Origin of the sequence: Paenibacillus sp. yr247 (assembly GCF_900103825.1) — a bacterium.
Taxonomy (GTDB): Bacteria; Bacillota; Bacilli; order Paenibacillales; family NBRC-103111; genus Paenibacillus_E.
In genome coordinates, this window is record NZ_FNIF01000016.1 from 72,166 (window position 1) to 95,264 (window position 23,099).

Annotated in this window: 24 protein-coding genes; 18 read left to right on the forward strand and 6 right to left on the reverse strand. The window is 45.3% G+C overall.

The window, feature by feature from the left end; all coding sequences use genetic code 11:
* Positions 1-202 precede the first annotated feature (202 nt).
* Entirely contained in the window at positions 203-838 is a 636-nt protein-coding gene (locus BLT91_RS21415) for a MarC family protein (protein ID WP_090824703.1), read from the forward strand.
* A gap of 59 nt (positions 839-897) precedes the next feature.
* Here the strand turns inward: BLT91_RS21415 and BLT91_RS21420 are convergent, their stop codons facing one another.
* Entirely contained in the window at positions 898-1,137 is a 240-nt protein-coding gene (locus tag BLT91_RS21420; RefSeq protein WP_141225052.1) for a DoxX family protein, read from the reverse strand.
* A 249-nt stretch (positions 1,138-1,386) separates the two neighbouring features.
* Between BLT91_RS21420 and BLT91_RS21425 the strand changes: the two genes are divergently transcribed.
* Complete coding sequence (locus BLT91_RS21425; RefSeq protein ID WP_090824708.1) at positions 1,387-1,722, forward strand: hypothetical protein; 336 nt, start codon at positions 1,387-1,389, stop codon at positions 1,720-1,722.
* A gap of 273 nt (positions 1,723-1,995) precedes the next feature.
* Here BLT91_RS21425 and BLT91_RS21430 read toward each other — a convergent pair whose 3' ends face one another.
* Entirely contained in the window at positions 1,996-2,175 is a 180-nt protein-coding gene (locus BLT91_RS21430) for a small acid-soluble spore protein H (protein WP_090824710.1), read from the reverse strand.
* Positions 2,176-2,403: 228 nt separating this feature from the next.
* Between BLT91_RS21430 and rlmN the strand changes: the two genes are divergently transcribed.
* Both rlmN and BLT91_RS21440 read left to right on the forward strand, forming a co-directional pair.
* Positions 2,404-3,501, forward strand: coding sequence for a dual-specificity RNA methyltransferase RlmN (gene rlmN, locus BLT91_RS21435; RefSeq protein ID WP_090824712.1), 1,098 nt, complete (start codon positions 2,404-2,406; stop codon positions 3,499-3,501).
* Positions 3,502-3,573: 72 nt separating this feature from the next.
* Complete coding sequence (locus tag BLT91_RS21440; protein ID WP_090824768.1) at positions 3,574-4,161, forward strand: DNA-3-methyladenine glycosylase; 588 nt, start codon at positions 3,574-3,576, stop codon at positions 4,159-4,161.
* 39 nt (positions 4,162-4,200) lie between these two features.
* Here BLT91_RS21440 and BLT91_RS21445 read toward each other — a convergent pair whose 3' ends face one another.
* Entirely contained in the window at positions 4,201-4,704 is a 504-nt protein-coding gene (locus tag BLT91_RS21445) for a hypothetical protein (protein WP_090824770.1), read from the reverse strand.
* 206 nt (positions 4,705-4,910) lie between these two features.
* Here BLT91_RS21445 and BLT91_RS21450 point away from each other — a divergent pair, with 206 nt between their 5' ends.
* On the forward strand, positions 4,911-5,567 hold the full coding sequence (locus BLT91_RS21450; protein WP_175532447.1) for a glycosyltransferase: 657 nt from the start codon (positions 4,911-4,913) through the stop codon (positions 5,565-5,567).
* Positions 5,568-5,644: 77 nt separating this feature from the next.
* Here BLT91_RS21450 and thrC read toward each other — a convergent pair whose 3' ends face one another.
* From thrC to BLT91_RS21465, 3 genes are all read right to left on the reverse strand, one after another.
* Positions 5,645-7,033, reverse strand: coding sequence for a threonine synthase (gene thrC / locus BLT91_RS21455; protein WP_090824716.1), 1,389 nt, complete (start codon positions 7,031-7,033; stop codon positions 5,645-5,647).
* A 127-nt stretch (positions 7,034-7,160) separates the two neighbouring features.
* Positions 7,161-7,424, reverse strand: a complete 264-nt coding sequence (locus BLT91_RS21460) for a hypothetical protein (protein WP_090824718.1) — start codon at positions 7,422-7,424, stop codon at positions 7,161-7,163.
* A complete protein-coding gene (locus tag BLT91_RS21465) occupies positions 7,417-7,611 on the reverse strand; it encodes a hypothetical protein (protein ID WP_090824720.1) in 195 nt (64 codons plus the stop codon). Before BLT91_RS21465 ends, BLT91_RS21460 begins: the two co-directional genes overlap by 8 nt.
* 274 nt (positions 7,612-7,885) lie before the next feature.
* Here BLT91_RS21465 and BLT91_RS21470 point away from each other — a divergent pair, with 274 nt between their 5' ends.
* From BLT91_RS21470 to BLT91_RS21530, 13 genes are all read left to right on the forward strand, one after another.
* A complete protein-coding gene (locus BLT91_RS21470) occupies positions 7,886-9,616 on the forward strand; it encodes an ABC transporter ATP-binding protein (protein WP_254777052.1) in 1,731 nt (576 codons plus the stop codon).
* 23 nt (positions 9,617-9,639) lie between these two features.
* Entirely contained in the window at positions 9,640-11,394 is a 1,755-nt protein-coding gene (locus BLT91_RS21475; RefSeq protein ID WP_090824724.1) for an ABC transporter ATP-binding protein, read from the forward strand.
* A 218-nt stretch (positions 11,395-11,612) separates the two neighbouring features.
* Positions 11,613-12,056: a MarR family winged helix-turn-helix transcriptional regulator gene (locus BLT91_RS21480; RefSeq protein ID WP_090824727.1), complete on the forward strand. Its 444-nt coding sequence runs from the start codon at positions 11,613-11,615 to the stop codon at positions 12,054-12,056.
* 84 nt (positions 12,057-12,140) lie between these two features.
* Positions 12,141-12,542 (forward strand): DoxX family protein, encoded by a 402-nt coding sequence (locus BLT91_RS21485; RefSeq protein WP_090824729.1) that lies wholly within the window; start codon positions 12,141-12,143, stop codon positions 12,540-12,542.
* A gap of 63 nt (positions 12,543-12,605) precedes the next feature.
* A complete protein-coding gene (locus BLT91_RS21490; protein ID WP_090824731.1) occupies positions 12,606-13,559 on the forward strand; it encodes a ring-cleaving dioxygenase in 954 nt (317 codons plus the stop codon).
* Entirely contained in the window at positions 13,556-14,164 is a 609-nt protein-coding gene (locus tag BLT91_RS21495) for an alpha/beta hydrolase (RefSeq protein ID WP_090824733.1), read from the forward strand. Before BLT91_RS21490 ends, BLT91_RS21495 begins: the two co-directional genes overlap by 4 nt.
* Positions 14,165-14,202: 38 nt before the next feature.
* The gene (locus BLT91_RS21500; RefSeq protein WP_090824736.1) at positions 14,203-14,814 is read left to right on the forward strand and encodes a flavin reductase family protein; all 612 of its coding nucleotides are present in this window, start codon (positions 14,203-14,205) and stop codon (positions 14,812-14,814) included.
* Positions 14,815-15,187: 373 nt separating this feature from the next.
* A complete protein-coding gene (locus BLT91_RS21505; protein ID WP_090824737.1) occupies positions 15,188-16,216 on the forward strand; it encodes a Delta(5) desaturase DesA in 1,029 nt (342 codons plus the stop codon).
* Between the two features lie 200 nt (positions 16,217-16,416).
* On the forward strand, positions 16,417-17,349 hold the full coding sequence (locus BLT91_RS21510; RefSeq protein WP_254777055.1) for an ABC transporter permease: 933 nt from the start codon (positions 16,417-16,419) through the stop codon (positions 17,347-17,349).
* Positions 17,350-17,367: 18 nt separating this feature from the next.
* Positions 17,368-18,249 (forward strand): carbohydrate ABC transporter permease, encoded by an 882-nt coding sequence (locus tag BLT91_RS21515; RefSeq protein ID WP_090824742.1) that lies wholly within the window; start codon positions 17,368-17,370, stop codon positions 18,247-18,249.
* A 123-nt stretch (positions 18,250-18,372) separates the two neighbouring features.
* On the forward strand, positions 18,373-19,956 hold the full coding sequence (locus BLT91_RS21520; RefSeq protein WP_090824744.1) for an extracellular solute-binding protein: 1,584 nt from the start codon (positions 18,373-18,375) through the stop codon (positions 19,954-19,956).
* Positions 19,957-20,042: 86 nt separating this feature from the next.
* Positions 20,043-21,083: a response regulator transcription factor gene (locus BLT91_RS21525; protein ID WP_090824747.1), complete on the forward strand. Its 1,041-nt coding sequence runs from the start codon at positions 20,043-20,045 to the stop codon at positions 21,081-21,083.
* Positions 21,084-21,094: 11 nt separating this feature from the next.
* On the forward strand, positions 21,095-22,927 hold the full coding sequence (locus BLT91_RS21530; protein WP_368086840.1) for a cache domain-containing sensor histidine kinase: 1,833 nt from the start codon (positions 21,095-21,097) through the stop codon (positions 22,925-22,927).
* The last annotated feature ends 172 nt before the right edge of the window (positions 22,928-23,099 follow it).

A 23,099-nucleotide genomic window follows, 5' to 3' on the forward strand; every position in this document is an offset into this window, starting at 1 on the left:
GTCATTTATTTGCATATTCTTTACTATGAAATCTTTTTTATTCATAGGTTGGTAATGTCTGAAAGAAGTATAATAATGAAAGTCAGTAGAGTCCGATTTTTCCAAAAGTTAAACATAGATATGTGATATAATCATCGATAGAAAATCCACTTGAAGAGAATAGTCAACAGAAACAAGGAAATTGAGCACTAGGAGATACTAAATGGAACTGTATACATCATTTTTATTACTGAGCCTTACTTCATTTTTTACACTCATTAATCCACTTGCCATCATGCCAATTTTTATGTCGATGACAGCCGATCTTGAATCACAGAAGAAAGTCCATACTGCTCGAAAAGCAGTAGTTGTTTCATTTTTTCTATTGCTCATTTTTTCAACTACAGGCGAATGGTTGTTTCACTTTTTCAACATTTCTATTAACAGTTTAAAGATTGTCGGTGGGATTATTTTCATTTTAATGGGACAGGATATGCTTCAGGCTCGACTTGTTCGTACAAAGGTTGATAAAGCGGATGTCGATACATATGTAAATGATATTTCCATTACACCACTAGCTATTCCAATGATATGTGGTCCAGGTGCTATTACGAATGGAATTGTTCTTATGGAATCAACGACAAATATTATGGAGAAGGTTATATTAATATTTGTGATTGCTGTCGTACTCATGCTTACCTACATTGTTCTTGTTAACTCAACTACCATTTATCGATGGATTGGGCCAACAGGCAATAATGTACTCATGCGTTTAATGGGATTAATTGTTATGGTAATTGCCATAGAGTTTATGGTAAGTGGAATAACGCCGATTATCCGGCAAATTCTAAAACTTTAAATAAGCAACTCCTTTAAAATTCACAAGGGCACCCAAACGGGTGCCCTTAAATTCGCTGTTTAATTAAACCCTGGAAAATCAGATAAATCGGATAAACGGATAAAAAATAAAACAAAAGATAAAATACCGATAAGTACGATTGGGAACGTTTGTTTGAAAGAATCCTTAACCCGAACGTGAGTCAGAATTCCTCCAATGGCTGTAATACCAAGCACAAGTGCCCCAAACGCTGTCCAGCTTGGTTCCCAAAAATCGATAATCAATGCAGCGTTCCGCCGGGGAACGTAGGGATGGAACATAAATAAGTGTGTACGATCGGAAATAACTTCTTCAAGTTACGAACCGGATCAAGGGGGATCATAAATCCTGATATTTCCCGGGAAAACATGTGGAGATAGGCTTGATGAAGCTTTCCACCAACAAAAGACGACATTATTCCTATTATTCCCCGAAAAAATACTAACTTCACACTTCCCTTACTTCGACAGATATTACAAGCAGGGTGTTGTACTATTTTGGTACATACATACATCTAGGAGGTGCAGTTCTTGATTGATAAAAATATTAAGAGTAGAGCAGTATGGTTCATTAATAATGAGATTGAGCGAGTTTTAAGGGATTTGGAAAGTGGGATCATTAAAAAAGATCAAGCAATAGGCAGTTTAAATACACTTTTCAACGTTTCCTCCGGCATTGAGGATACTACGCATATGCAGCTTGTTTGTAGGATCATTACATACTTACGTACTACAAATTTTTACGGCCAAATTAAAAAAATGTATATGAATAATTACTTTCATGAGTCGAATCAAACGAATCAGACTACATCTGATGAAAATAAAGAAATGATTCCTATGAAAGTTTTAGAGAAAATAGTTCGATAAGGAGTATCTAAGTTGTACCTAAAAAGCCTTCAAACCACTTTAGAGGTGGAATGAAGGCTTTTTCCTTTTTTCACGCGACTTTGTTTTGACCACTAGAACTCAGATAAGCATTGCGTCCTGCACCCAATCCCACAGAGAGTAAAAGCATACAAGCTATCACCATGATTATCAGTGGCATGGACCAGGCATTATGCCTAACTGTGCATGTAAAAGAGGATACCTCATGGGTATCCCTTTTCTTTTTCAATCCATGTTAATGCACATGTCATTTGACTAATTTTCGATCAGACTGCTCAAAGGCACCTCTTGTTCGCTTTCTGGCTGATCCAAAGGGTAGATTCGGGCTGTTTCGTTCTTGTCATCCACATTTTGGATGTAGACTGGAGTCCCATTATAGGTCACATTGGCCATGATCGGTGAAACAGCAATCTCCTGAGCTCGTTGATTGTTCATTTTGTTGACCTCCTTGCTTTTTAGTTACATTGTTTGCGAATGTGAACCGATGTATGCATAAGAAAGAGGGCTTATTGGAAATAGGAGGTAGCTGGGAAAGCCGGGTATGGCAGCTCACTCCCCTTGTTTTAATGAAGGATTTTTGGCACAATAAAAGACAGATGGTATGCTTCGGCTGCTTAGTAGAATAAGACTGTTTGTGAAAGTCTTGAAAAGAGGATAACAAAAATGAATAAACAATCCATATATGGATTAACTTTTGATCAATTGGTTGCATGGCTTGAGGAAAATGGGCATAAAAAGTCGCGGGCCTTACAAGTCTGGGATTGGCTATATCGGAAGCGGGTAACCGACTTCTCAGAGATGACAGATGTAAATAAAGACTGTATTCATCGGTTAGGCGAGCATTTTGTCATCCAAACCTTGAATGAACACATGAGGCAAGAATCAGCGGATGGAACCATGAAGTTTCTGTTTAAGCTGCAGGATGGTAATTTAATCGAAACAGTGTTGATGAGGCATAAATTCGGCTTATCCGTCTGTGTAACAACGCAAGTCGGTTGTAATATTGGGTGCTCATTCTGCGCGAGTGGTTTATTGGCCAAAAGCCGTGATCTATCCAGTGCAGAAATCGTGGAACAAATTATGAAGGTTCAGTTTCATTTGGACAAAAAGGCCGAAGATGAAAATGTCAGCCACATTGTCGTGATGGGGATTGGCGAGCCATTTGATAATTTCAAAAACATGGTGGATTTTATCCGCGTCGTGAAAGATCAGAAAGGGCTAGACATCGCCGCCAGACATATTACGGTATCCACCAGCGGTCTTGCTGATAAAATCATCGAATTCGCGGACTCTGACTTGAAGGTAAACTTAGCCATTTCTTTGCATGCCCCGACGAACGAGCTTCGTACGCGGATCATGAAAATAAACAAAGCGATTCCTATAGAGAAATTAATGCAGGCCATTGAGTACTATTTGGACAAAACGAATCGAAGAATTACATTGGAGTATATTTTGCTGAAGGATGTTAATGACGGCAGAGAGCATGCACTTCAACTGGCAGAGCTTATCCAGCACATCCGACAACTCGCTAATGTGAACTTAATTCCGTATAATCCTGTGGATGAACATAGTCAATATCAAAGGAGTGAGCGGGAGTCGGTGCGGGCTTTCTATGATACGTTGAAAAAGCAGGGCATAAGCTGCAGTGTCCGCCTTGAGCATGGGACGGATATTGATGCCGCTTGTGGACAATTAAGAAGCAAACAGATCAAACAATCCACAGGGGATAACCTAGGTCGGGATAGTTTGGTTGTCGGATAAAGAGTGCGAAAGGAACCCATCAGTCTGCTGAGCGGGTTTCTTTAATTTTAATTCTCATAGGAGGTGAATGTGCTGTTTTTCCAACCCATTGCGGTTTCTTTTTTTGAACAGCCCACACTCGTTTTGGCACGTTCGCTGCTCGGCATGCTGCTTGTGAAGGTAACAGAGGTAGGCGTGACCTCAGGTTGGATCGTTGAAACAGAAGCCTACATAGGTCCAGGGGACCGTGCTGCACACAGCTTTGGTAATCGCAGGACACCAAGAACGGAAGTCATGTTTGGCCCTCCTGGTTTTGCGTACACCTATGTAATGCATACCCATTGCCTGGTAAACGTAGTTAGTGGAGAGCCTGGCCATCCAGAGGCTGTATTGATTCGAGCGGTGGAACCCTGTACAGGTATTGATCAGATGTATGAGCGACGCGGCAAGGATAAAAAGCTAAAAAAGCTCACAAATGGTCCTGGTAAACTAACTAAAGCGCTAGGCATTGATAGGGAGGATTACGGAAGGCCGTTCTTTGAGCGTCCACTTTACATCTCCGAAGGAAAACAAGTAGAGAACATTGCCGCGGGCCCGAGAATCGGCATAGAGAATAGTGGGGAAGCCAAGGATTATCCGTGGCGATTTTGGGTAAAGGATAACCCTTATGTATCTAAATAGCTAGGAGCCAGTCAGGCACCTATCTCCTTTTACGTATTATCATGATTCGCGATTGCGCATAAACATCATCAAGACGCCTGCTATTATGAGCACGATGGCAATGATCGGTTGGTTGTGGAAAAAGCGGCCGAAGATAAAGCCTATGGAGAAGATTGCAAAGAACAACAGGGACATGACGGTCAGTATGTTAATCGGAATGAGTAACCATTTGTTACGTCCTCCGAACCAATACAGTTCGAATAAACCAACGGCGACAGCCAGAATAAATCCAGGCCACATGAGGTGCCAGATGTCAAACAGCATGGACATTTGGCAAATGACACCGGCCGTTAAAAGAATCCCCCCAGGGACAAGAATACCAACACCCCGCCGCTGCAGGATAATGAAGTATAACCAGTGGAAAAAAACACCTACGGGAATGACGAACAAGGTTGGCCAGAAATATTCGAAAATCGTGCCGGTATTGAACGTAATTTCACCTTTCAGAAACATAAAAATACCTAAGAAAATCAAGATAGGGCCGAGAAAGGCGCTGCGATTCATATTCAACATGCTCACTCCTAATAACTATAGTCGATTAAGGATATCATGGCGAAGGAAAAGTGTCTTCCGACTTAGGGGAGAATGGGTATCGGTCGGAGGTCTGATTTTTGAATCGGCCGTCGATCTCCTTTCATGAATGAATTCAGTCCAATAGCACATAATAAACGGACTGTTCATCCATATATACCAAAAAGGAGAAGATGTTGATGAAAGGCAAGTTCCTTAAGTTAACGCTGTTATATTTGTCTATTGCTTTAAGTGTTGTTCCGCTCAGTGCAGAGGCAAAGGTGGACGACCACGCCGTCGTCAAAATGCAATGTTACACCCAATCGATGGTAAAGCTGAAAGGCGATTTAAGAAAGTTATGGATTGATCATGTTTTTTGGACCAGAAGCTACCTTGTAAGCGCCCTTGCTGGCTTAGAAGATCAAGAAAAGGTGCTGGCTAGACTGCTCAAGAATCAGAAGGACATCGGAAATGCGATAAAACCGTATTACGGAGAGGCCGCTGGTAATCAACTAGGTGACCTGTTAACTGAGCATATCGTTCTTGCAAGCAAAGTGATAGCCGCAGTCAAAAGCGGTAATTCAGCTGATTTCGAGAAGTACAACAAAGAGTGGTATCGGAATGCCGATGATATCGCCGCATTTCTCAGCAAAGCGAACCCGAATTGGCCCATGAAAACCGCGCAAGATCTAATGTATGGGCACTTGCAATTGCTCACAAACAATGTGTTAGCTAGGCACAAAAAGGATTGGGAAGCGGACATAGCTACGTTCGAACAATACGAGGACCATATTTTTATGCTGGCCGATTTTCTTTCGGACGGGATCATCAAACAATTCCCTAAGAAGTTTAAGTAGTAGTGTTCGAAACGTAGTGAAACTTGACACAAAAAGCCTCAAAGACATTAGTCTTCGAGGCTTTTTTACATGCTATTTTAGAAAAACTTCACCAACTGATCCTTAATCTCGTCGTTCGACCCACCCACAACCGTTTGGAACTGTGGCATGTCGAAAAGGGCTTGGATTTGCTGCGGGTAAGCCTGCTCAATGTTGCGCAAACGGATCGACTCATCGAATTTGGCCGGATGAGCGGTCGAAAGGGCAACCGTCACTTCGCCGGCTACGGCAAGCTTGTCGGCAGCAGCTACTCCGCAAGCTGTGTGCGGATCGAGCAGATACGCGTATTTCTCATAGTATTCGCTGATTGTATCCAGGCACTCGTCGTTCTGCACGCCATAGGCAGCAAAGTCAGCTTGCACGGCTTGCAGCTTGTCGGCAGGAATAACGACACGGCCTTCGGCCTTGAATTGATCCATGATAGCCGAGACAGCTTGTGCGTCTTCGCCGTAGAGGTAGAACAAGTAGCGCTCGAAGTTGCTAGCCACTTGAATATCCATGGAAGGACTATATGTTCCACGGAACTCGCCTGGCTGATACACACCTTCCTGTACGAATCGCTCAAGAATATTGTTTTCGTTCGTAGCGAGAATGAGCTTATGAATGGGAAGCCCCATCTTCTGAGCCAGATAGCCGGCAAAGATATCGCCGAAGTTGCCGGTCGGCACGCTAAAGTTGACCTTCTCAGCTTGATCGTTCTTAACTAATTGGAAATAGGCATAGAAGTAATACACCGTTTGCGCCAAAATGCGGGCTATGTTGATCGAGTTAATCGCACGCAAATGGTAGCGATGCTTGAACTCAATATCAGCGAACAGCTCCTTGATGATGCGCTGGCAGTCATCGAAGGTGCCTTCAACGGAGAGATTCAGCACGTTCGTGTCATCTACCGTAGTCATCTGCAGTTCTTGCACCTTGCTCACCTTCTGGTGAGGATGAAGGATACAAATCCGAATGCCTTCTTTGCCGCGAACACCCTCAATAGCTGAAGCCCCTGTGTCTCCTGAAGTTGCCCCAAGAATATGGATGATTGAATTCGTTTTGCGAGAAACGTAGGCATAGAGGTTACCCAAGAATTGCAGAGCGATATCCTTGAAAGCAAACGTTGGTCCGTGAAACAATTCCAATACATATATGCCGTCATTCAGGCGTTTGACGGGTGTAACAGCTTCATCCCGAAACGTGGAATAGCTATCGTCAACCAGCTGCTTTAGCTCGCCCCTCGGAATTTCGTTGTTCACGTATAGCGAGAAGATTTCAAGCGCTAACTCCGAGTAGGAGAGCTTCTGCCACTCTTGAAGCGTGTCTGCCGACAGTTGTGGGATCGTCTTAGGAACAAGCAAACCGCCGTCGTCTGCCAATCCCATCAGGATGGCATCGATAAAGCCGATGGGTTTTACTTTTCCACGAGTGCTAATGTATTCCATATGAGTCCCCTTATTCGAATGAATTTTCAGTTATTGTATCAAAAATCAATTCATTTGGACAGTGTGATCCATCACAATACACAAAGAAACCTTCCAAGGTTTTGGAAGGTTTCTTACGTAATTTAACTTATTCTTCCTTAGCACCTACAACGATTTTCCATGCTGTGCCGATAGGAGGAAGGCTCTTCGTCAGCGCAGGTCCATAAAATCCGATGACATCGGCACCCTTAACGAGCGCAGCTTTCTCCACTTTGTCACCATTTTTATCAACAATAGAAGTTTCCTTCGTAAGCTGTAGAACCACTTCATTCGGTGCTGCATCCGTTAAACCGGCACCTTTAATGAGAATGCTGATATCCCTTTTATCATCATTGCGAACTTCTTCAATCACCCAGCTGTACCAATGGTACCCGCATGTTTGTTCGAGTCCAGAACCGTAATCTTGGAAGTAGGCGTTTGTGGCGGCAAGCTAAGAGTTGAAACCATTCAGGCGCTTTCGTTGCAGCATGAGCCGCACCTGTCGTCATCATGGCAGATAAGGATAGAACAGCTAGGCTCTTTTTCACAAGGGGTTTCATGGTTGTAATTCTTCCTTCCTGTATGCAAGGTAAGATATGGATGATTTTCTGTTATCTTTAACAAAGTTGGCTTCGAGAAAGTTGCAGTTTTTGTAGGAAGATGGAGATATGTTTACCTTGCGTCATTGTATGGGGAAATATGCATAAGTACTAATTGGCCGTTAACGAACGGAAAGTTTGATTAAAACGGGTTAGGGAGTGGACTTCGGTAGGGCGAACCGATAAAATCAATACGTACTGGAAAATGGAGAGGGGTGAAGTTGTGTCTTTTGTAATGAAACTGCGGTGGTTTTTCAAAGAAAGATGGAAATACTACGTGCTTGCTATTGGCTTAATGATTTGCGTGAACTTATTGGCAACCGTTCCGCCTAAAATGATAGGAAATACGATTGATCTTATTAGAAGCGGGAATTTAACGGCATCTGGCTTAAATCAGACCGTCATCCTGCTTGTAGGCCTTTCTCTTCTTTTATATGTCATTACTTATGTTTGGATCACGACCTTGTTCGGCAACTCGGCGCTAGTTGAGAAGGTGCTTCGAGGACGTCTACTGGCTCATCTGACGAAAATGACACCGGCTTTCTTTCAGCGCAACAGCACGGGTCAGTTGATGGCACTGGCAACGAATGATGTGCTCGCCATTGGCCAGACCGCTGGCTATGGCGTGATGACACTCGTCCACACGCTCGTTGGAGCGTCAGTCGTCATTATCACGATGGTTTCCTTCATTAGCTACAAATTAATGCTTGCGGCGTTGATTCCATTGCCTTTTCTGGCGCTAGTGATTAATAAGCTAGGTCAAAAAGTAAGAACACGTTTCCTCGCTGCGCAGGCTTCTTTTGGCCAAATGAATGATCATGCGCTGGAGTCCATCTCTGGCATTCGCGTCATACGTTCTTATGTGCAGGAAGATCATGATCTAACGGCTTTCGATAAAGTGACGTCGGACGTGATGAATAAAAATAGACGTGTATCCATGTTAAATGCGCTTTTTCAGCCGCTCACAACTTTAATTGTGGGGTTGAGCTATTCCATCGGTATCGGATATGGTTCCTATCTGGTGTTTCATCAAGAGATTACGCTGGGTCAGCTGATTTCGTTTAACATTTACCTAGGTATGCTGATCTGGCCGATGATTTCCTTCGGTGAGTTTATTAATGTTCTGCAGCGCGGAAGTGCCTCAGCGGACCGTTTGGATAAAGCACTAACACAGAAAGCCGATATAGTGGATGCCGATGCGCCAATTACCGTGAGTGTGCCGGAACGTATCGAGATGAAGGGGCTCAGCTTTACGTATCCGACCGCTAACCATCCTAGTCTCGTTAACGTTTCTTTCCAACTAGAGCGTGGACAGACGCTAGGAATTGTAGGTCGAACGGGTAGTGGCAAAAGCACGCTGCTCAAGCAGCTGCTGCGGCAATTCCCGGTCGAACCAGAGAAGCTGCTGATCGCAGGCGTGCCGATTGAGCGCATCACCTTGGATCAGGTGAAGAGCTGGGTTGCTTACGTCCCGCAGGAGCATTTGCTGCTGTCAAAGTCCATACGCGACAATGTCGCGCTGGGTAAGCACGATGCATCACCGGAAGAGATCGCGCGGGCCATTGAGATGGCTTCTTTTACCCAAGATATCGAGCAAATGCCAGAGGGCTTAGCGACAATTGTCGGCGAAAATGGCGTCATGCTGTCCGGTGGGCAGAAGCAGCGCCTGGCCATTGCTAGAGCCCTTCTTATCAATTCAGAAATACTGCTGCTTGATGACTCGCTATCTGCTGTAGATGCGCGGACGGAAAGCCGCATCCTCCAACATATCCGCAAGGAACGCGCGGGTAAAACAACATTGATCACCACGCACCGACTATCGGCCGTGAGCCATGCGAATTGGATCCTCGTCCTGGACGAGGGACGGGTTGTCGAAGAGGGGACCCACGAAGAACTAATGCTGTTTGGCGGCTGGTACCGTGAGCAGTGGGATCGTCAACAGATGGAAGCGAGCTTGGAAGAATGAAAAGCGGAAGAAAGGAGGACGACATGATCAATAAACCATCCACGACGAGAAGACTCATCTCCTATGCCCTCGTCTATAAGTTCAGGATTATCGGAGCGCTGCTCATTCTTTGTTGTGCGGTTGGCGCCGAGCTGGGCGGACCTTACATCACCAAAACCATCATCGATCAGCACTTATCAACCGGAACACGCGAAATGGCGCCGGTACTTAAGCTGCTTGGATTGTATATGGGACTGCTTCTTACAGCAAGCATCTGTAATTTCGCGCAATCCTATTTGCTCCAATCCACGGCGCTGCAAATCATCAAAAACATGCGTATGGACTTAATGCAACATATTCAGCGCATCTCGCTGCGCTATTTCGATAACACGCCAATCGGGCAGGTTGTATCGAGAATTGCGAACGATACCGAAGCAGTCCGTGACCTATTCATGAGCTTTATGGCAACTTTCGTCGTAAGCATGATGCAGTTGGCGGGTATATTCGTTGCCCTATTCATTTTAGATTGGCATCTTGCACTTTTTTGCCTGGTGCTGCCGCCGATCTTTGCGCTGATAATGACGATTCACTTGAAATATTCGAAAATCTTCATCACCATCATGCGCGCCCGGCTCAGTGACATGAACGCGATGATTAATGAATCGATCGTGGTTATGCCGATTATTCAAGCTTTTCGCCGGGAAAAAGTGACGCTTGAAGAATTCGAAGTACTGAATAAGGATCGCTATGTGAACCAGCTTAAGCAGTTCCGCATCTTTTCCTTATCCTCTCGTAATATTGTAGGAACCATTGGCAGCTTGGTGACGGCTATGGTCATTTGGTATTTTGGTCGGGAATCGCTGCAAGCCGTTATTTCTTTTGGAGTGTTTTACGCATTCATCGATTATTTGGGGCGGATTTTTCAGCCGATTATCGGGATCTTCGATCAGCTGACGAATGCGCAAAGAGCGTTCGTTTCCGCGGATAAGGTGTTTACGATCATGGACATGGAAGGTCAAGATGTTGAGAAGACGGATCAGGTGAGCCGCCCGGAAGGTATCGTGAAGTTCGATAACGTAACCTTTGCTTATAAAGAAGGGGAAAACGTGCTGAAGCACATAACGTTTGAAGCTCGCAAGGGGGAAACGGTAGCATTGGTCGGTCATACAGGCTCAGGCAAAAGCTCCATCCTAAACCTGCTGCTCGGTTTCTACGAACCGGGCGAAGGCAGCATTACCATTGATGGACGCGACATCCGGACGATGTCCAAGCAAGCGCTGCGCAAGCATATGGGCATTGTTTTGCAGGATCCGTTCTTGTTTGCAGGAGATATCAAATTCAATGTGAGCCTCTATAATGAGGATATTTCCTTGGATCGTGTCAAAAGCGCGCTGAAAGACGTCGGCGCAGCCCCATTCATCGAGCAGCTGCCGAATGGCTACGATGAGCAGGTTGTGGAGCGGGGCAGCACCCTGTCTTCTGGTCAAAGACAGCTTATTTCTTTCGCCCGGGCCTTGGCATTCGACCCGTCGATCCTTATCTTGGACGAAGCGACAGCCAGCATCGACAGCGAAACGGAAGGGATGATCCAGCAAGCGCTTCAGGTTGTCAGCGAGGGCCGCACGACCTTGGTCATCGCGCATAGACTGTCTACGATACGCGATGCGGACCAGATTCTCGTGCTGCACCGAGGCGAAATTGCCGAGCGCGGCAATCACGAAACATTGATGGCGCTTGGAGGCAGATACGCGAAAATGTATCAGCTGCAAAAAGGCGAGGGGTCGGCAGTCGTGAGCTGACCTATCGAACATGCAATGGAATTGATGCTCTATCCTGGGTACTTTTAAGAGGTTAACATGAGATGACGTTAACGGTGCTGCTCCTTTCTTATTTATTGGAAAGGAGCACACCATCTTTTTTTTTGAAAAAAGACGTTGACATGTATCTCAAAATGAATTATCTTTAAATTAAGAAATTACAAGTGAGATTAATGAGCACAGAAATGAGGTGAACTTAAATGAGTGATTCAAGAAATGATTCATTAGATCTCTACATCGCACTTTCAAGAGCCAGTGAATGGGTTAATGCGCATGGGGATCGAGATATTCGAAAGCATGGCTTGAATCGAACCGAATTCGGTGTTCTCGAGCTGCTTTATCATAAAGGTGCACAGGCGATTCAACAAATTGGCAGCAAGGTGCTGATGAGCAGTGGAAACATCACCTATGTCGTAGATAAGCTGGAGAAGAAAGAATTTGTGAAGCGCAAAACATCAACCGGAGATCGCAGGCTCATATTTGCGGAAATAACGGAAAAAGGTAAGCAATTTATCGAAGAGGTATTTCCTAAGCATACCGAGGTGATTGAGAAAGCGGTGGCTGGACTTACAGCAGAAGAGAAGAAAGTTACTAGTCAATTGTTGAAGAAGCTTGGTAGGTTCGCGCAGGAAGGTTTTAAGTAGTTTGCCCTCTCTCAGAGGAGTTAACTACTTAACATTCTAACATATATCTTAAAACAAAGATTCTTAATTTGGAGGAGACAAATCATGAGTATGGCATTAGGATTATTAATTATTCGATTGGTTGTTGGATTAAGCTTTGTAGCACATGGTGCACAGAAGTTGTTTGGCTGGTTTGGTGGCTATGGTCCAAAAGGTACAGGCGGCTGGATGGAGTCCATCGGCATTAAACCCGGTGTTGCTATGGCCGTGATGGCCGGACTTATGGAGTTCGTAGGCGGTGCTTTATTTACCGCTGGATTAGGTACCGTAATAGCGGCGCTGCTCATTACCATAACGATGGTTGTATCGATTGTTAAAGTACACGCAAAGAACGGCTATTGGGCTACTGCAGGCGGCTATGAATACAATTTGCTGCTGATTGCTATTGCAGTAGGCGTGGCATTCATGGGTGCTGGGACTTATTCCATCGACGCTTTATTCAATTAATCATGGATACTTTGCATTAAGGTCTGGACATAACTAAATAAACAATCAAAGGAGTTGGATGAAATGACACAACAACAAACAGCAGGCATTCACCATATAACATCTTTCGTACAAAATGCACAAGAAACCGTAGATTTCTATGCAGGGATCCTTGGACTTCGGATGATCAAAAAGACGATTAATTTTGATGCGCCCGAAGTGTACCATCTGTACTTTGGCAATGAAATTGGAAGTCCTGGGACAATCATCACGTTCTTCCCGTGGGCGCACTCCCGCAAAGGGCGTGTCGGCGGCGGTCAAGTCGGCATCACAACGTACGCGGTGCCTACCGGCAGTCTGCCATTCTGGGCAGAGCGTCTGGCGCAATTCGGTATTCCTTTCGAGAAAACAGAAAGATTCAACGAAACCTACCTTCAATTCAAGGATCGGGATGGTCTTAAACTTGAAATCGTAGAGCGCGAGCAAGGAGCGCCTAGTCAATGGTCATTCGGTGGTATTCCCGCTGATAAAGCGATAAAGGGGTTCGGTGGTGCTGTTCTTTACAGCACAGCACCTGACCAAACTTCTCAACTGCTACAGAATGTGATGGGGCTTGAGAAAGTAGGGCAAGAGGGAGCTTATGCTCGGTTTAAATCCTTCGGAGATTTAGGCAACCTGATTGACATTAATGTTACTCCGATGGACTACGGAGTGGGTGGAGCGGGTACCGTCCATCATATTGCATGGCGTGCCAAAGATGATGCCGAGCATGCACTATGGAGAAGCCACGTTCAAAATAACGGATTCCATCCTACACCGATTGTGGATCGTCAGTATTTTAACGCGATCTACTTCCGTGAAGAAGGCGGCATTCTGTTCGAGATTGCGACAGATCCTCCGGGCTTTGCACGGGATGAGCAGCCTGAGGTGCTGGGCGAGAAGCTGATGCTGCCGGAATGGTTCGAGGAGAGCCGTTCACAAATCGAAGGTAATCTGCCACCGATTCAAGTACGGGTATTGGAGGCGAAAAAACAATGAGACATATCTTTCAACAGGGAACGGATATAACGGCACCGGTACTCGTGCTCTTCCATGGCACAGGTGGCACAGAGAATGATCTTCTTCCGCTGGCTCAAGCAGTTTCACCGAAATCGTCGGTGCTTAGCGTTAGAGGCAACGTGCTTGAAAATGGCATGCCGCGATTTTTTCGCCGACTGGCCGAGGGCATCTTTGATGAGGAGGATCTGATCTTCCGTACCAAGGAATTGTACGATTTCCTCGATGAAGCAGCCGTGGAACATGGCTTTGATCGTCAGAATCTTGTAGCCATCGGCTATTCCAACGGCGCAAACATCGCAGGAAGTCTCTTATTCCACTATCCGGATGCGCTGCGAGGAGCCATTCTCCATCATCCAATGGTGCCGCGGCGAGGCGTTCAGCTCCCTAATCTCTCCGGTATTCCCGTCTTTATTGGAGCGGGCCGGAATGATCCGATCTGCTCCCCGCAGGAGACGGAAGAGTTGCAGAAACTGCTAAGTGAGGCGGGATCGGCGGTTGATGTTCACTGGGAACAAGCGGGACATCAATTGACGCGTTCTGAAGTGGAAGCAGCAGGAACTTGGTTTAAGGCAAATTTTGCATAAGGAAGAGCCTAGTAAAAGTGTAAAGGCGGGAGATACTTGTGATATCGATTGATCCCACGAGTCAAAGCGAACGAGAGAACTATAAGTTGTTGATAGGCAGCATTATTCCAAGACCGATTGCGTTTGTAACATCTCTCTCAGGTGAGGGTGTGTTGAATGCTGCTCCTTATAGTTATTTCACGATTGTGACGTCGAATCCGCCGATGGTCGCTGTCTCGGTGCAGAGGAAGCAGGGTGTGCGCAAGGACACTTCGCGAAACGCCATTGATATAGGAGCTTTCGTGGTTCATATTTCCGACGAGTCTTACATCAGTCAGATTAACCAAACCGCCGCTGCGCTGCCGCCTGATGAGAGTGAAGTTGCTTTAGCCGGACTTACACCCGTCAAGAGTGAGAAGGTAGCCGTACCCGGTATCGCTGAAGCGAGTATACGGATGGAGTGTGTCCTAGAGCAAGCTATACCGCTCGGAGGAACAGATGGTGCTCCTGCTGCCGATTTATTAATCGGAAGAGTCGTACACTTTCATATTGCAGAATCCTTATATGAGGATGGTCATATCGATCCGCTTGGACTTAAGCCCGTAAGTCGGCTGGCCGGCAGCGCTTATGCAAAATTAGGAGAGCAATTTATAATGGATCGTCCCGTTTGAATGAGGCGATTGCTTCAAGACCATTTGTACCCGTTCTTTGAACACGGGCACAAATGGTCTTTATTTGTTTAGAGAGTACCCCAGATACAGGGGTATCCTCTGGCGAGCTGATGAGTGGTTCGTTGTGAATGAGTAGGAGAGGGCGCCCGTCTAACGGCTGCGCTCTTTTCTATGTTATAATGGAGTTAAGATTGAATTATACTTTGCATATGTCTTATATTGCATTTTACAAAAAGCGTTTTGGGACTTATGCTAAGAAAGCAATGTAATATTTATTATCTTATTACGGGAACTTTATTTAATTCGCAACGTACTACTACAGGTGGCAACAAATCACATCCGACACGACGCGGAGAGAAGGAGTTCTAACAGAATGATTCATCAAGATAAAAGTGGGTGGCGATCTGACATCGCACCTTACGAAAGACCGCATATTAAACATAGTGTGTGGCAGATCATCAATACACTGGGACCCTTTTTTGTACTATGGTATCTCGCATTCTTAAGTCTTGAAGTTTCCATCTGGCTTACGTTCGTGTTAGACATTATTGCAGCAGGGTTTTTGATCCGGATTTTTATTATTTTCCATGATTGCTGTCACAAATCATTTTTCAAAAATAAAATAGCGAATGAAATTATCGGTACGCTAACAGGCATTTTGACGTTTGTCCCTTATCATCAGTGGCGCTATACCCACTCTGTTCACCACGCATCCAGCGGTAATTTGGATCGCAGAGGTGTCGGTGATATTTGGACGCTAACGGTTGACGAATATATGGCATCTTCTATGCCAAGAAGACTTTTTTATCGGGCATACCGCAATCCGCTAGTCATGTTTATTGTCGGACCCATTTTCATCTTTCTGATTGATTATCGTTTTAATCGCAAGCGTGCGGGAATGAAAGAGCGTATCAATACGTACATCACGAACTTAGGTATTTTTGGCAGCATCGCATTGCTTTGCTGGGGGCTCGGCTGGCAATCATTCCTTCTTGTTCAAGGTCCAATGTTTTTGATTTCAGGTATGGCTGGGATTTGGCTTTTCTATGTTCAGCATAACTACGAAGACACGTATTATGAAAATGAAGCAGAATGGGATTATATGAAGGCAGCCATGCATGGCAGTTCTTTTTATAAATTGCCGCGAATTTTGCACTGGATTACAGGCAATATTGGTTTCCACCATATTCATCATTTAAGCCCGCGAGTTCCTAATTATTATTTGGAAAAGGTTCATAATAAGAACGCGGCGCTGCGTAATGTGCAGACCATAACCCTGATAACCAGCTTACAATCCCTTAAGTTCCGTATATGGAACGAGGAAACGAAGAAGTTCATACAGTTCAAAGATCTAAAGCGTTTCAGAGCGAAGCGACTGATAAAGGCTGTTGAAGTTGACTAATGCTTAAATGAGAGCCGTCTGCCTCAAGTAGGAATATCTACTTGGGCTGACGGCTTTTTTTCACCTAAAAAAAACACAAGTGAGTGAAAAGACATTCCATTGTTGGAAGCGCTTCAGGAAGGTACGATGTAGGTATAACATCGACGAAGAATAGTGAGGGGGGCCAGGAGATGGCGGTCAACGCACAAGCAGTGAAACAGATGAGTCAGCGTACGCAGATGAGTAAGGGCAAATCCTTTCTGCGAACGCTTTGGAAGTATAAGGCGCTGTATCTCATATCGCTGCCGGGGATTGTATATTTTATTGTTTTCAAGTATGTACCGCTTTTAGGATCAGTCATTGCGTTTCAAGATTACAACATCTTTGATAGCTTTACGGGCAGTAAGTGGGTCGGGCTGGACCAGTTCACCCGAATGTTCGCGCATTATGATTTTCTCAAAATTTTGAAGAATACGCTGTTGATTGGTATTTATGATCTAGTCCTAGCTTTTCCGGCGCCGATTATACTGGCTCTGCTGCTTAATGAGCTAAGAGTGGTATTGTACAAGCGGGTACTTCAGACCGTCGTATACATGCCTCACTTCTTATCTTGGGTCATTGTAAGCGGGATTGCGATTGGTATCCTCTCTCCGTCTACGGGAGCTGTGAACCATTTCATCACATGGCTCGGCTTTGAGCCTATTTATTTCTTGGGCGAAGAATCATGGATTCGTACTGTGCTGATCAGTTCAGGCATTTGGCGGGATTCCGGTTACGGAACGATCATTTATTTGGCTGCGCTGGCAGGAATTAATCCTGATCTTTATGAAGCTTCAGAGGTGGATGGCGCGAGCCGTTGGAGACAAACCATTTCGATTACGCTTCCATCGCTGCTGCCGACGATCATGATTTTATTCTTGCTTCAAATCGGGAAATTCTTGGACTTCGGTTTCGAACGTGTTTACGTTTTTCTAAATCCGCTAAATAAAGAGAATGGTGAAATATTAGATACTTATATTTATACGGCAGGTTTATTAGGTCAACAGTTTAGCTATACGACGGCGATTGGACTTTTCAAAGCCCTAGTCGGACTGACTCTTATCGTCATTGGTAATATCTTTAGCAAAAAAACGACGGGTGAAAGCTTGTATTAAGACGGAGGTGAACGCTGTATGAATCGCAAGCCGACTGCTGGCTGGCAAGTTTTTAACATCTTTAATGTGCTCTTTCTGACACTCTTATCGCTAGCGATGCTCCTGCCGTTCTTAAACGTGCTGGCCCAATCGTTCAGCTCTTCTGAAGCTATAGTAAATGGCAGCGTTCTATTCCTGCCGGTTCATTTTACTACAATCAATTATGCGTATGTGTTTAATGACGCGGCAATCTGGCGGTCCTTCGGGGTAACGGTGTATATTACAGTAGCGGGTACGCTTATTAACTTGATTGCAACTGCGTCGCTTGCTTACCCCGTGTCCAGACCAGAGTACGCGGGGCGTAATGCAATTGTCATTATGGTCCTTATCACGATGGTATTCAGTGCACCGCTCATTCCAAACTTTATTCTGATGAAAAATTTGCACCTTACGAATTCTCTCTGGGCGCTAATGATTCCAGGTGCCATCAGTGCCTTCAACTTCTTCGTAATGCGGTCATTCTTTCTGCAAATTCCGAGTGAGTTGATTGATTCCGGTCGCATCGACGGTTGCTCTGAGCTCAGAATGATCTGGAATATTGTACTGCCTCTGTCCAAACCCGTTATGGCCTCTCTAGGAATTTTCTATGCCGTAGGCCACTGGAACACGTACCAAAGTGCGTTGTACTACATCAGTAAGCCGGCGCTATGGCCGCTTCAGGTGAAGCTGCGTCAATTAATTGCATCAGACGATATTACTATTGACCCAAACTCCTCGCAATTTAGCGGACTTGCTCATATGGATCCGGAAGGCATCAAGATGGCGACGATTATCATTGCAACGATCCCGATTATTCTGATTTATCCGTTCTTGCAGCGTCATTTCGTTAAAGGGATGATGGTTGGCTCGGTAAAATCATAAATTTACAGTATTCTAAAAAAAAGACAAATCGAACTAAAGACATTCCATATCCGTAATTTGTAAACGCTTTTACAATGAGATGTGAAGCGTTCCTATCTTAGCGAAATGAAAAGAGGGTTTGAAATGAAAAAATGGATTCCCGCCACGATGGCAGCTGTTTTAATGGCCAGTATGTTGGCTGCTTGCTCTTCTAAGACCGCTGATCAACCAGTTGCATCAAGCGCGGCTGGCACGGCAAGTACGAAGCCAGCTGAAAAAACAAAATTCTCCATCTCCTTACGAACACTAGCATTCGGACACGTGGAGAAATCGCCGGATATTAATCAAGATAAATGGGTGAAGAAGCTAGAAGAATTAACGAATACCGATATGAATATCGTGCTTGTTCCGCACAAAGAATATGAGCAAAAAATGATCCAAATGTTCGCAACCAACGACATTCCTGATGTTGTACAGGGCAGTGGCGGCGTGAACGGCAAAGAAATGGCAGGATCCGTAAAAGCAGGCGTTTTCATGCCGCTTGATGACTTGCTGAAGAAGTACGGCCCGAATTTGCTGAAAAAAGTGCCAAAAGATGCTTGGGATAACGTAAGCTACCAAGGTAAAATCTTCGCAATTCCTGAATACTTATCCAACCCTTCCCGCCGCTCGATCTTCGTTCGTAAAGACTTGCTGGATAAAGCGGGCCTAGGCGTACCGAAAACGGTTGATGAGTATATGAAAGTGCTGCGCAAGTTTAAGGAAATGGGCGTAGAGAATCCTTATATGGGCCGTGAAAACTTCAAATATTCCGATTCCTTCTTCGGTTCCTATGACGTATTCCCGTACCTGTCCATGTTCGAGAAGCAAGGCGATCAAATTTTACCGAAATTCTTTGATACCGAGAACATGACCAAGGCGCTGCAAACGTATAAAACCATGTTTGACGAAGGCTTGATCAATAAAGAATTTGCAACGATCAATGCGACTGTTTGGAAAAATACGATCCTTGCTGGTAAAGCAGGTATGTGGTCCATGAACGCGAATGAAATGCTGCAATGGGAAACACAGCTGAGAACAACCGTTCCAGCGGGCGATATTGAAATTATTCCTTCCCCAACTGGACCGGATGGCAAAGGCGGTCACTACCTGTATGGACCTGCGCCACGGGCTTATTTCATTAACAAGAACGTCAAAAATGCCGCGCAAATTATCCAGTTCTTCGATTGGATGATGTCCGATGAAGCGGAGAAATTCTTCACTTTCGGTATTGAAGGCGATACCTACAAAACGGTAAATGGCAAAATTGACTACAAAGCACCTACAGATAGTGCGGGTGTAGATGAAGAGCGTTATCGTCAATCTTTCTTGTGGCTTGTCCAAGATACGACTTATAATAAAGGGACACTAAGTTTGACAGATGAAGGCAAGAAATTAATGAATGTTTATGATACAACGTTAAAGAATGAAGGACGCGATGGTATCAGCTTTGAGCCTCGTTTGGACTCGTTGACGAAGAACGTGGACATCTCACCGCTTTCTGACCAAGCGCCTCCGGTTATTTTGCAGCACATGGTGAAGATGGTGTATGGCAAAGAGCCAATCTCCGATTGGCCGAAAGTATTAGAAGAGTGGAAGTCCAAAGGTGGTAACGAGGTTATTAAGGAAGCCACAGAGAAATTCAATAGTAAAGATTCCGGTACGACGGTGTCGATGCCGCGTAAATAAGCTCAGAAACTGAGCATGACCATCTCCTCACGTGCCCATTGCACGTGGGGAGCGGGCATTTCATAAGGGTAAGAAAGGAGCTCCTCATGTACCGCATACTCATTGTCGATGACGAACCGATGATACGCAAAGGATTACAAAAGCTCGTGGAACAATCGGAACTGCCAATCGAAAGCCTGCGAACGGCTGAGAATGGTGTTGTCGCGCTGCAGCGGATTCAAGAGGATCGACCGGACTTCCTGTTCACCGATATTCGGATGCCTAAGATGGATGGGCTGGAGCTGTGTGCTCGTGTGGCAGAAATGGATGCGGACATTCAAGTCGTCGTCATTTCTGGTTATGGTGATTTCGCATATGCACAGAAATGTGTTTCATATGGCGTTAAAGAGTACTTACTGAAACCCGTTAACATCAAGGGCTTCCAGAACGTGTTAGAGAAGTTGATTCGCACGAAAACGAAAGTAAGTTCCGAGACTTTTGTTGCGGTAACGAAGCTAGAGCAATGGGCGAGCCGCATGGAGCATGCAGTCTGGATGCTGCAGCAAGTTGAATTAAACAGCTTATTAGACGAAATTCATGGGGAGCTTAAGGATTATAAGCTGAAGCTGAACCGAATTATCGATATTTTGCGAGAGATTCATACCCTTTTACACCAGAGGTTAAATGTTCGTGATGTGTATCTCATGCAGGGTGAACTCGAGTTAACCGGCGCAGTGAGCGAGGAGGAAGCGTGGCTGCGCTTTACGACCGTGGTTCACGGGCATCTGGATGAGTTGAGAACCAAGCGCAAAGGCAAGCTCAAGGACCCAGTTGAGGAGGCCAAGCAGTATATAGAGACACACCTCGCTGAGGAAGTCTCCCTAGAAGAAGTGGCCGACTTTATTGGGCTCAATCCTTCTTATTTTAGCCAACTTTTCAAACTAAGTACGGGTGAAACGTTTGTGCAGTATCGTACGCGCAGACGAATGGAGAAGGCAAAGAAGCTGCTTGAGCAGCCGCATTGGCGTATAACAGATATTTCTGGAGAGGTCGGTTATGCCGATCATCCCCATTTTACGAAAACATTCAAGAAGTATGAAGGTTGTCTCCCTTCGGAATACCGCCAACAAATGGGCATCCGCTCATGAGAAGGAAGACGTTGTCAGGTCAAATTTATACGTACTTTCTAATTGTAATCGTGCTGTCACTTGTATCCGTAGGTGCCTTTTCTTATGTGCAATCTTCGCAAGCGCTGGACGGCCAGGTAAAACAGTATATGGAGCAAATGATCGACAGCGCGAACTATCAAACAGATAGCTACTTACAGGCGTATGAGCTGCTTAGCAATGCATTTTCGTCCAACTCCGATGTTCGCGCTTTCATGGAAATTAAGCCCGATGATGCGTATGAGTATTATGTGTATTCGGATAAAATCAAGAAGTTTGCACTCGCATCGGTGGAGTCCATCGTCACGTTGTATAAGCAGTTAAACATGATTTATGTGGTGGGCCAGCATGGACGTTCCGTCATCTATGAGAACCAAAATTTATTTAATTTTGATCCTGTGCTAGTGCAGGAGAAGTATGATAATTTGATGAAAATGACGCCTAGTGATGGCAAGATTGCGCTGCTGAATATGAGCATACGTGCTGTCGATCAGGGATCGGTCGTGACGATGGCTCGTAAAGTGAGAGGACCTTCTTACGGAGATGAGAATCGCGGAGTAGTCGCCATTGAGATCAAGCTTACTGAATTGGCGAAAACGTGGGATCGTGTCAGCTTGGGTAAAGATGGATTTTTCTTTATCGTCGATGATACAGGCAACTACATCTACCCTCCTTCCATGGGGCAGCGTAAGCCCAATGATGAATTGGCGACACTCGTCCTGGCAAGCGGCAATCAGACGTTTCTTCATAAATACAACGGTGGAGAACGTATGTTTGTATCGCGGAAATCCGGTTACTCAGATTGGAATCTTGTCGCCTCAATGCCAGTTAAGGAGCTGCGCCGTCCCGCCGATACCATTCGTACAACGACCATTATCGTTGGTTTGCTTACGTTGGCTGTTGCACTTTGGCTCGCCTACCGTTTCGGCCGTTCAATTATTGCTCCGATACGAGGGCTGAAAGACAGCATGCGGGAAACGGAAAAAGGAAACTGGCAGTACATCGATGAGATTGACCGAACGGACGAGATCGGTGGACTTATTCACAGCTACAACCTGATGGTGACGCGCCTATCCGAAATGATTGAACGGGTATATGAGGCCGAGCTGGAGCAGCAGAAGAACCTACTAGAGCTAGGTGAATCGAAGCTTGAACGCCAGCGGGCTGAATTTCAGTCATTGCAGCTGCAAATCAATCCACACTTTTTATATAACACTTTGGAAACGATCAATTGTTATGCGATTGTTCAGGATTCCAGTGAAATTACAGAGATTGTAGAAGCGATGGCCTTCATGCTTCGCTACGCTGTACAGACGAATTTGGAAGAAATTACGGTAGCGAATGAGTTGAATCATGTACGCAATTATATGATTGTTTTGCAGCATCGCACCGGAAAAGAGTTCGAAATTGATGTAGCGATCCCGCCAAGCCTGCTGCTGGAGAAAATGGTCCGGCTGACTTTGCAGCCGTTGATCGAAAATATTTTTCAACATGCGTTCCCGGATGGTGTTGAATCACACCACTACATTCGCATTGATGCTCGGAAAGAAGGCGGGTTATTCCAAGTGTTCATCGAGGATAATGGCACAGGCATGAAGCCGGAGAAGCTCGCAGAGCTGCGTACGAAGCTAGAGGAAAACCGCTTGGCCGAACCTGAAGAGACAGGCGGTTCTCGGCGAGGCGGCATTGGGTTGATGAACGTCCATCGACGGATTCAAATGGTGTTCGGCGAGGCCTACGGGCTGTCTGTAGACAGCGAATGGGGACGCGGCACCTGTGTAACGATGACGATGCCGGAGACGGCGAGGCCTAAGCTGCGTGGGTGAGAATACGGAGATTAGCGAGGATAAGCGTGTGAGGGGAAGGCGTGCTGAACGCTAGAATAGCAGATTCCAGCACCTCTTATTTGAGCGATATCAGCAGGGAAATGGCAAATAGAAGCTGCTAGGGACTCTTATTCGACTCAAAGATCGTTGAAATTGTATTTTGAGAGAAAAT

Excerpts from the sequence above, each read along its gene's own strand:
- BLT91_RS21415 (WP_090824703.1), top strand. The coding sequence starts at position 203 with ATGGAACTGTATACATCATTTTTATTACTGAGCCTTACTTCATTTTTT.
- BLT91_RS21420 (WP_141225052.1), bottom strand. The coding sequence starts at position 1,137 with ATGTTCCATCCCTACGTTCCCCGGCGGAACGCTGCATTGATTATCGAT.
- BLT91_RS21430 (WP_090824710.1), bottom strand. The coding sequence starts at position 2,175 with ATGAACAATCAACGAGCTCAGGAGATTGCTGTTTCACCGATCATGGCC.
- rlmN (WP_090824712.1), top strand. The coding sequence starts at position 2,404 with ATGAATAAACAATCCATATATGGATTAACTTTTGATCAATTGGTTGCA.
- BLT91_RS21445 (WP_090824770.1), bottom strand. The coding sequence starts at position 4,704 with ATGAATCGCAGCGCCTTTCTCGGCCCTATCTTGATTTTCTTAGGTATT.
- BLT91_RS21450 (WP_175532447.1), top strand. The coding sequence starts at position 4,911 with ATGAAAGGCAAGTTCCTTAAGTTAACGCTGTTATATTTGTCTATTGCT.
- thrC (WP_090824716.1), bottom strand. The coding sequence starts at position 7,033 with ATGGAATACATTAGCACTCGTGGAAAAGTAAAACCCATCGGCTTTATC.
- BLT91_RS21465 (WP_090824720.1), bottom strand. The coding sequence starts at position 7,611 with ATGAAACCCCTTGTGAAAAAGAGCCTAGCTGTTCTATCCTTATCTGCC.
- BLT91_RS21470 (WP_254777052.1), top strand. The coding sequence starts at position 7,886 with ATGAAACTGCGGTGGTTTTTCAAAGAAAGATGGAAATACTACGTGCTT.
- BLT91_RS21475 (WP_090824724.1), top strand. The coding sequence starts at position 9,640 with ATGATCAATAAACCATCCACGACGAGAAGACTCATCTCCTATGCCCTC.
- BLT91_RS21480 (WP_090824727.1), top strand. The coding sequence starts at position 11,613 with ATGAGTGATTCAAGAAATGATTCATTAGATCTCTACATCGCACTTTCA.
- BLT91_RS21485 (WP_090824729.1), top strand. The coding sequence starts at position 12,141 with ATGAGTATGGCATTAGGATTATTAATTATTCGATTGGTTGTTGGATTA.
- BLT91_RS21490 (WP_090824731.1), top strand. The coding sequence starts at position 12,606 with ATGACACAACAACAAACAGCAGGCATTCACCATATAACATCTTTCGTA.
- BLT91_RS21495 (WP_090824733.1), top strand. The coding sequence starts at position 13,556 with ATGAGACATATCTTTCAACAGGGAACGGATATAACGGCACCGGTACTC.
- BLT91_RS21505 (WP_090824737.1), top strand. The coding sequence starts at position 15,188 with ATGATTCATCAAGATAAAAGTGGGTGGCGATCTGACATCGCACCTTAC.
- BLT91_RS21510 (WP_254777055.1), top strand. The coding sequence starts at position 16,417 with ATGAGTCAGCGTACGCAGATGAGTAAGGGCAAATCCTTTCTGCGAACG.
- BLT91_RS21515 (WP_090824742.1), top strand. The coding sequence starts at position 17,368 with ATGAATCGCAAGCCGACTGCTGGCTGGCAAGTTTTTAACATCTTTAAT.
- BLT91_RS21520 (WP_090824744.1), top strand. The coding sequence starts at position 18,373 with ATGAAAAAATGGATTCCCGCCACGATGGCAGCTGTTTTAATGGCCAGT.
- BLT91_RS21525 (WP_090824747.1), top strand. The coding sequence starts at position 20,043 with ATGTACCGCATACTCATTGTCGATGACGAACCGATGATACGCAAAGGA.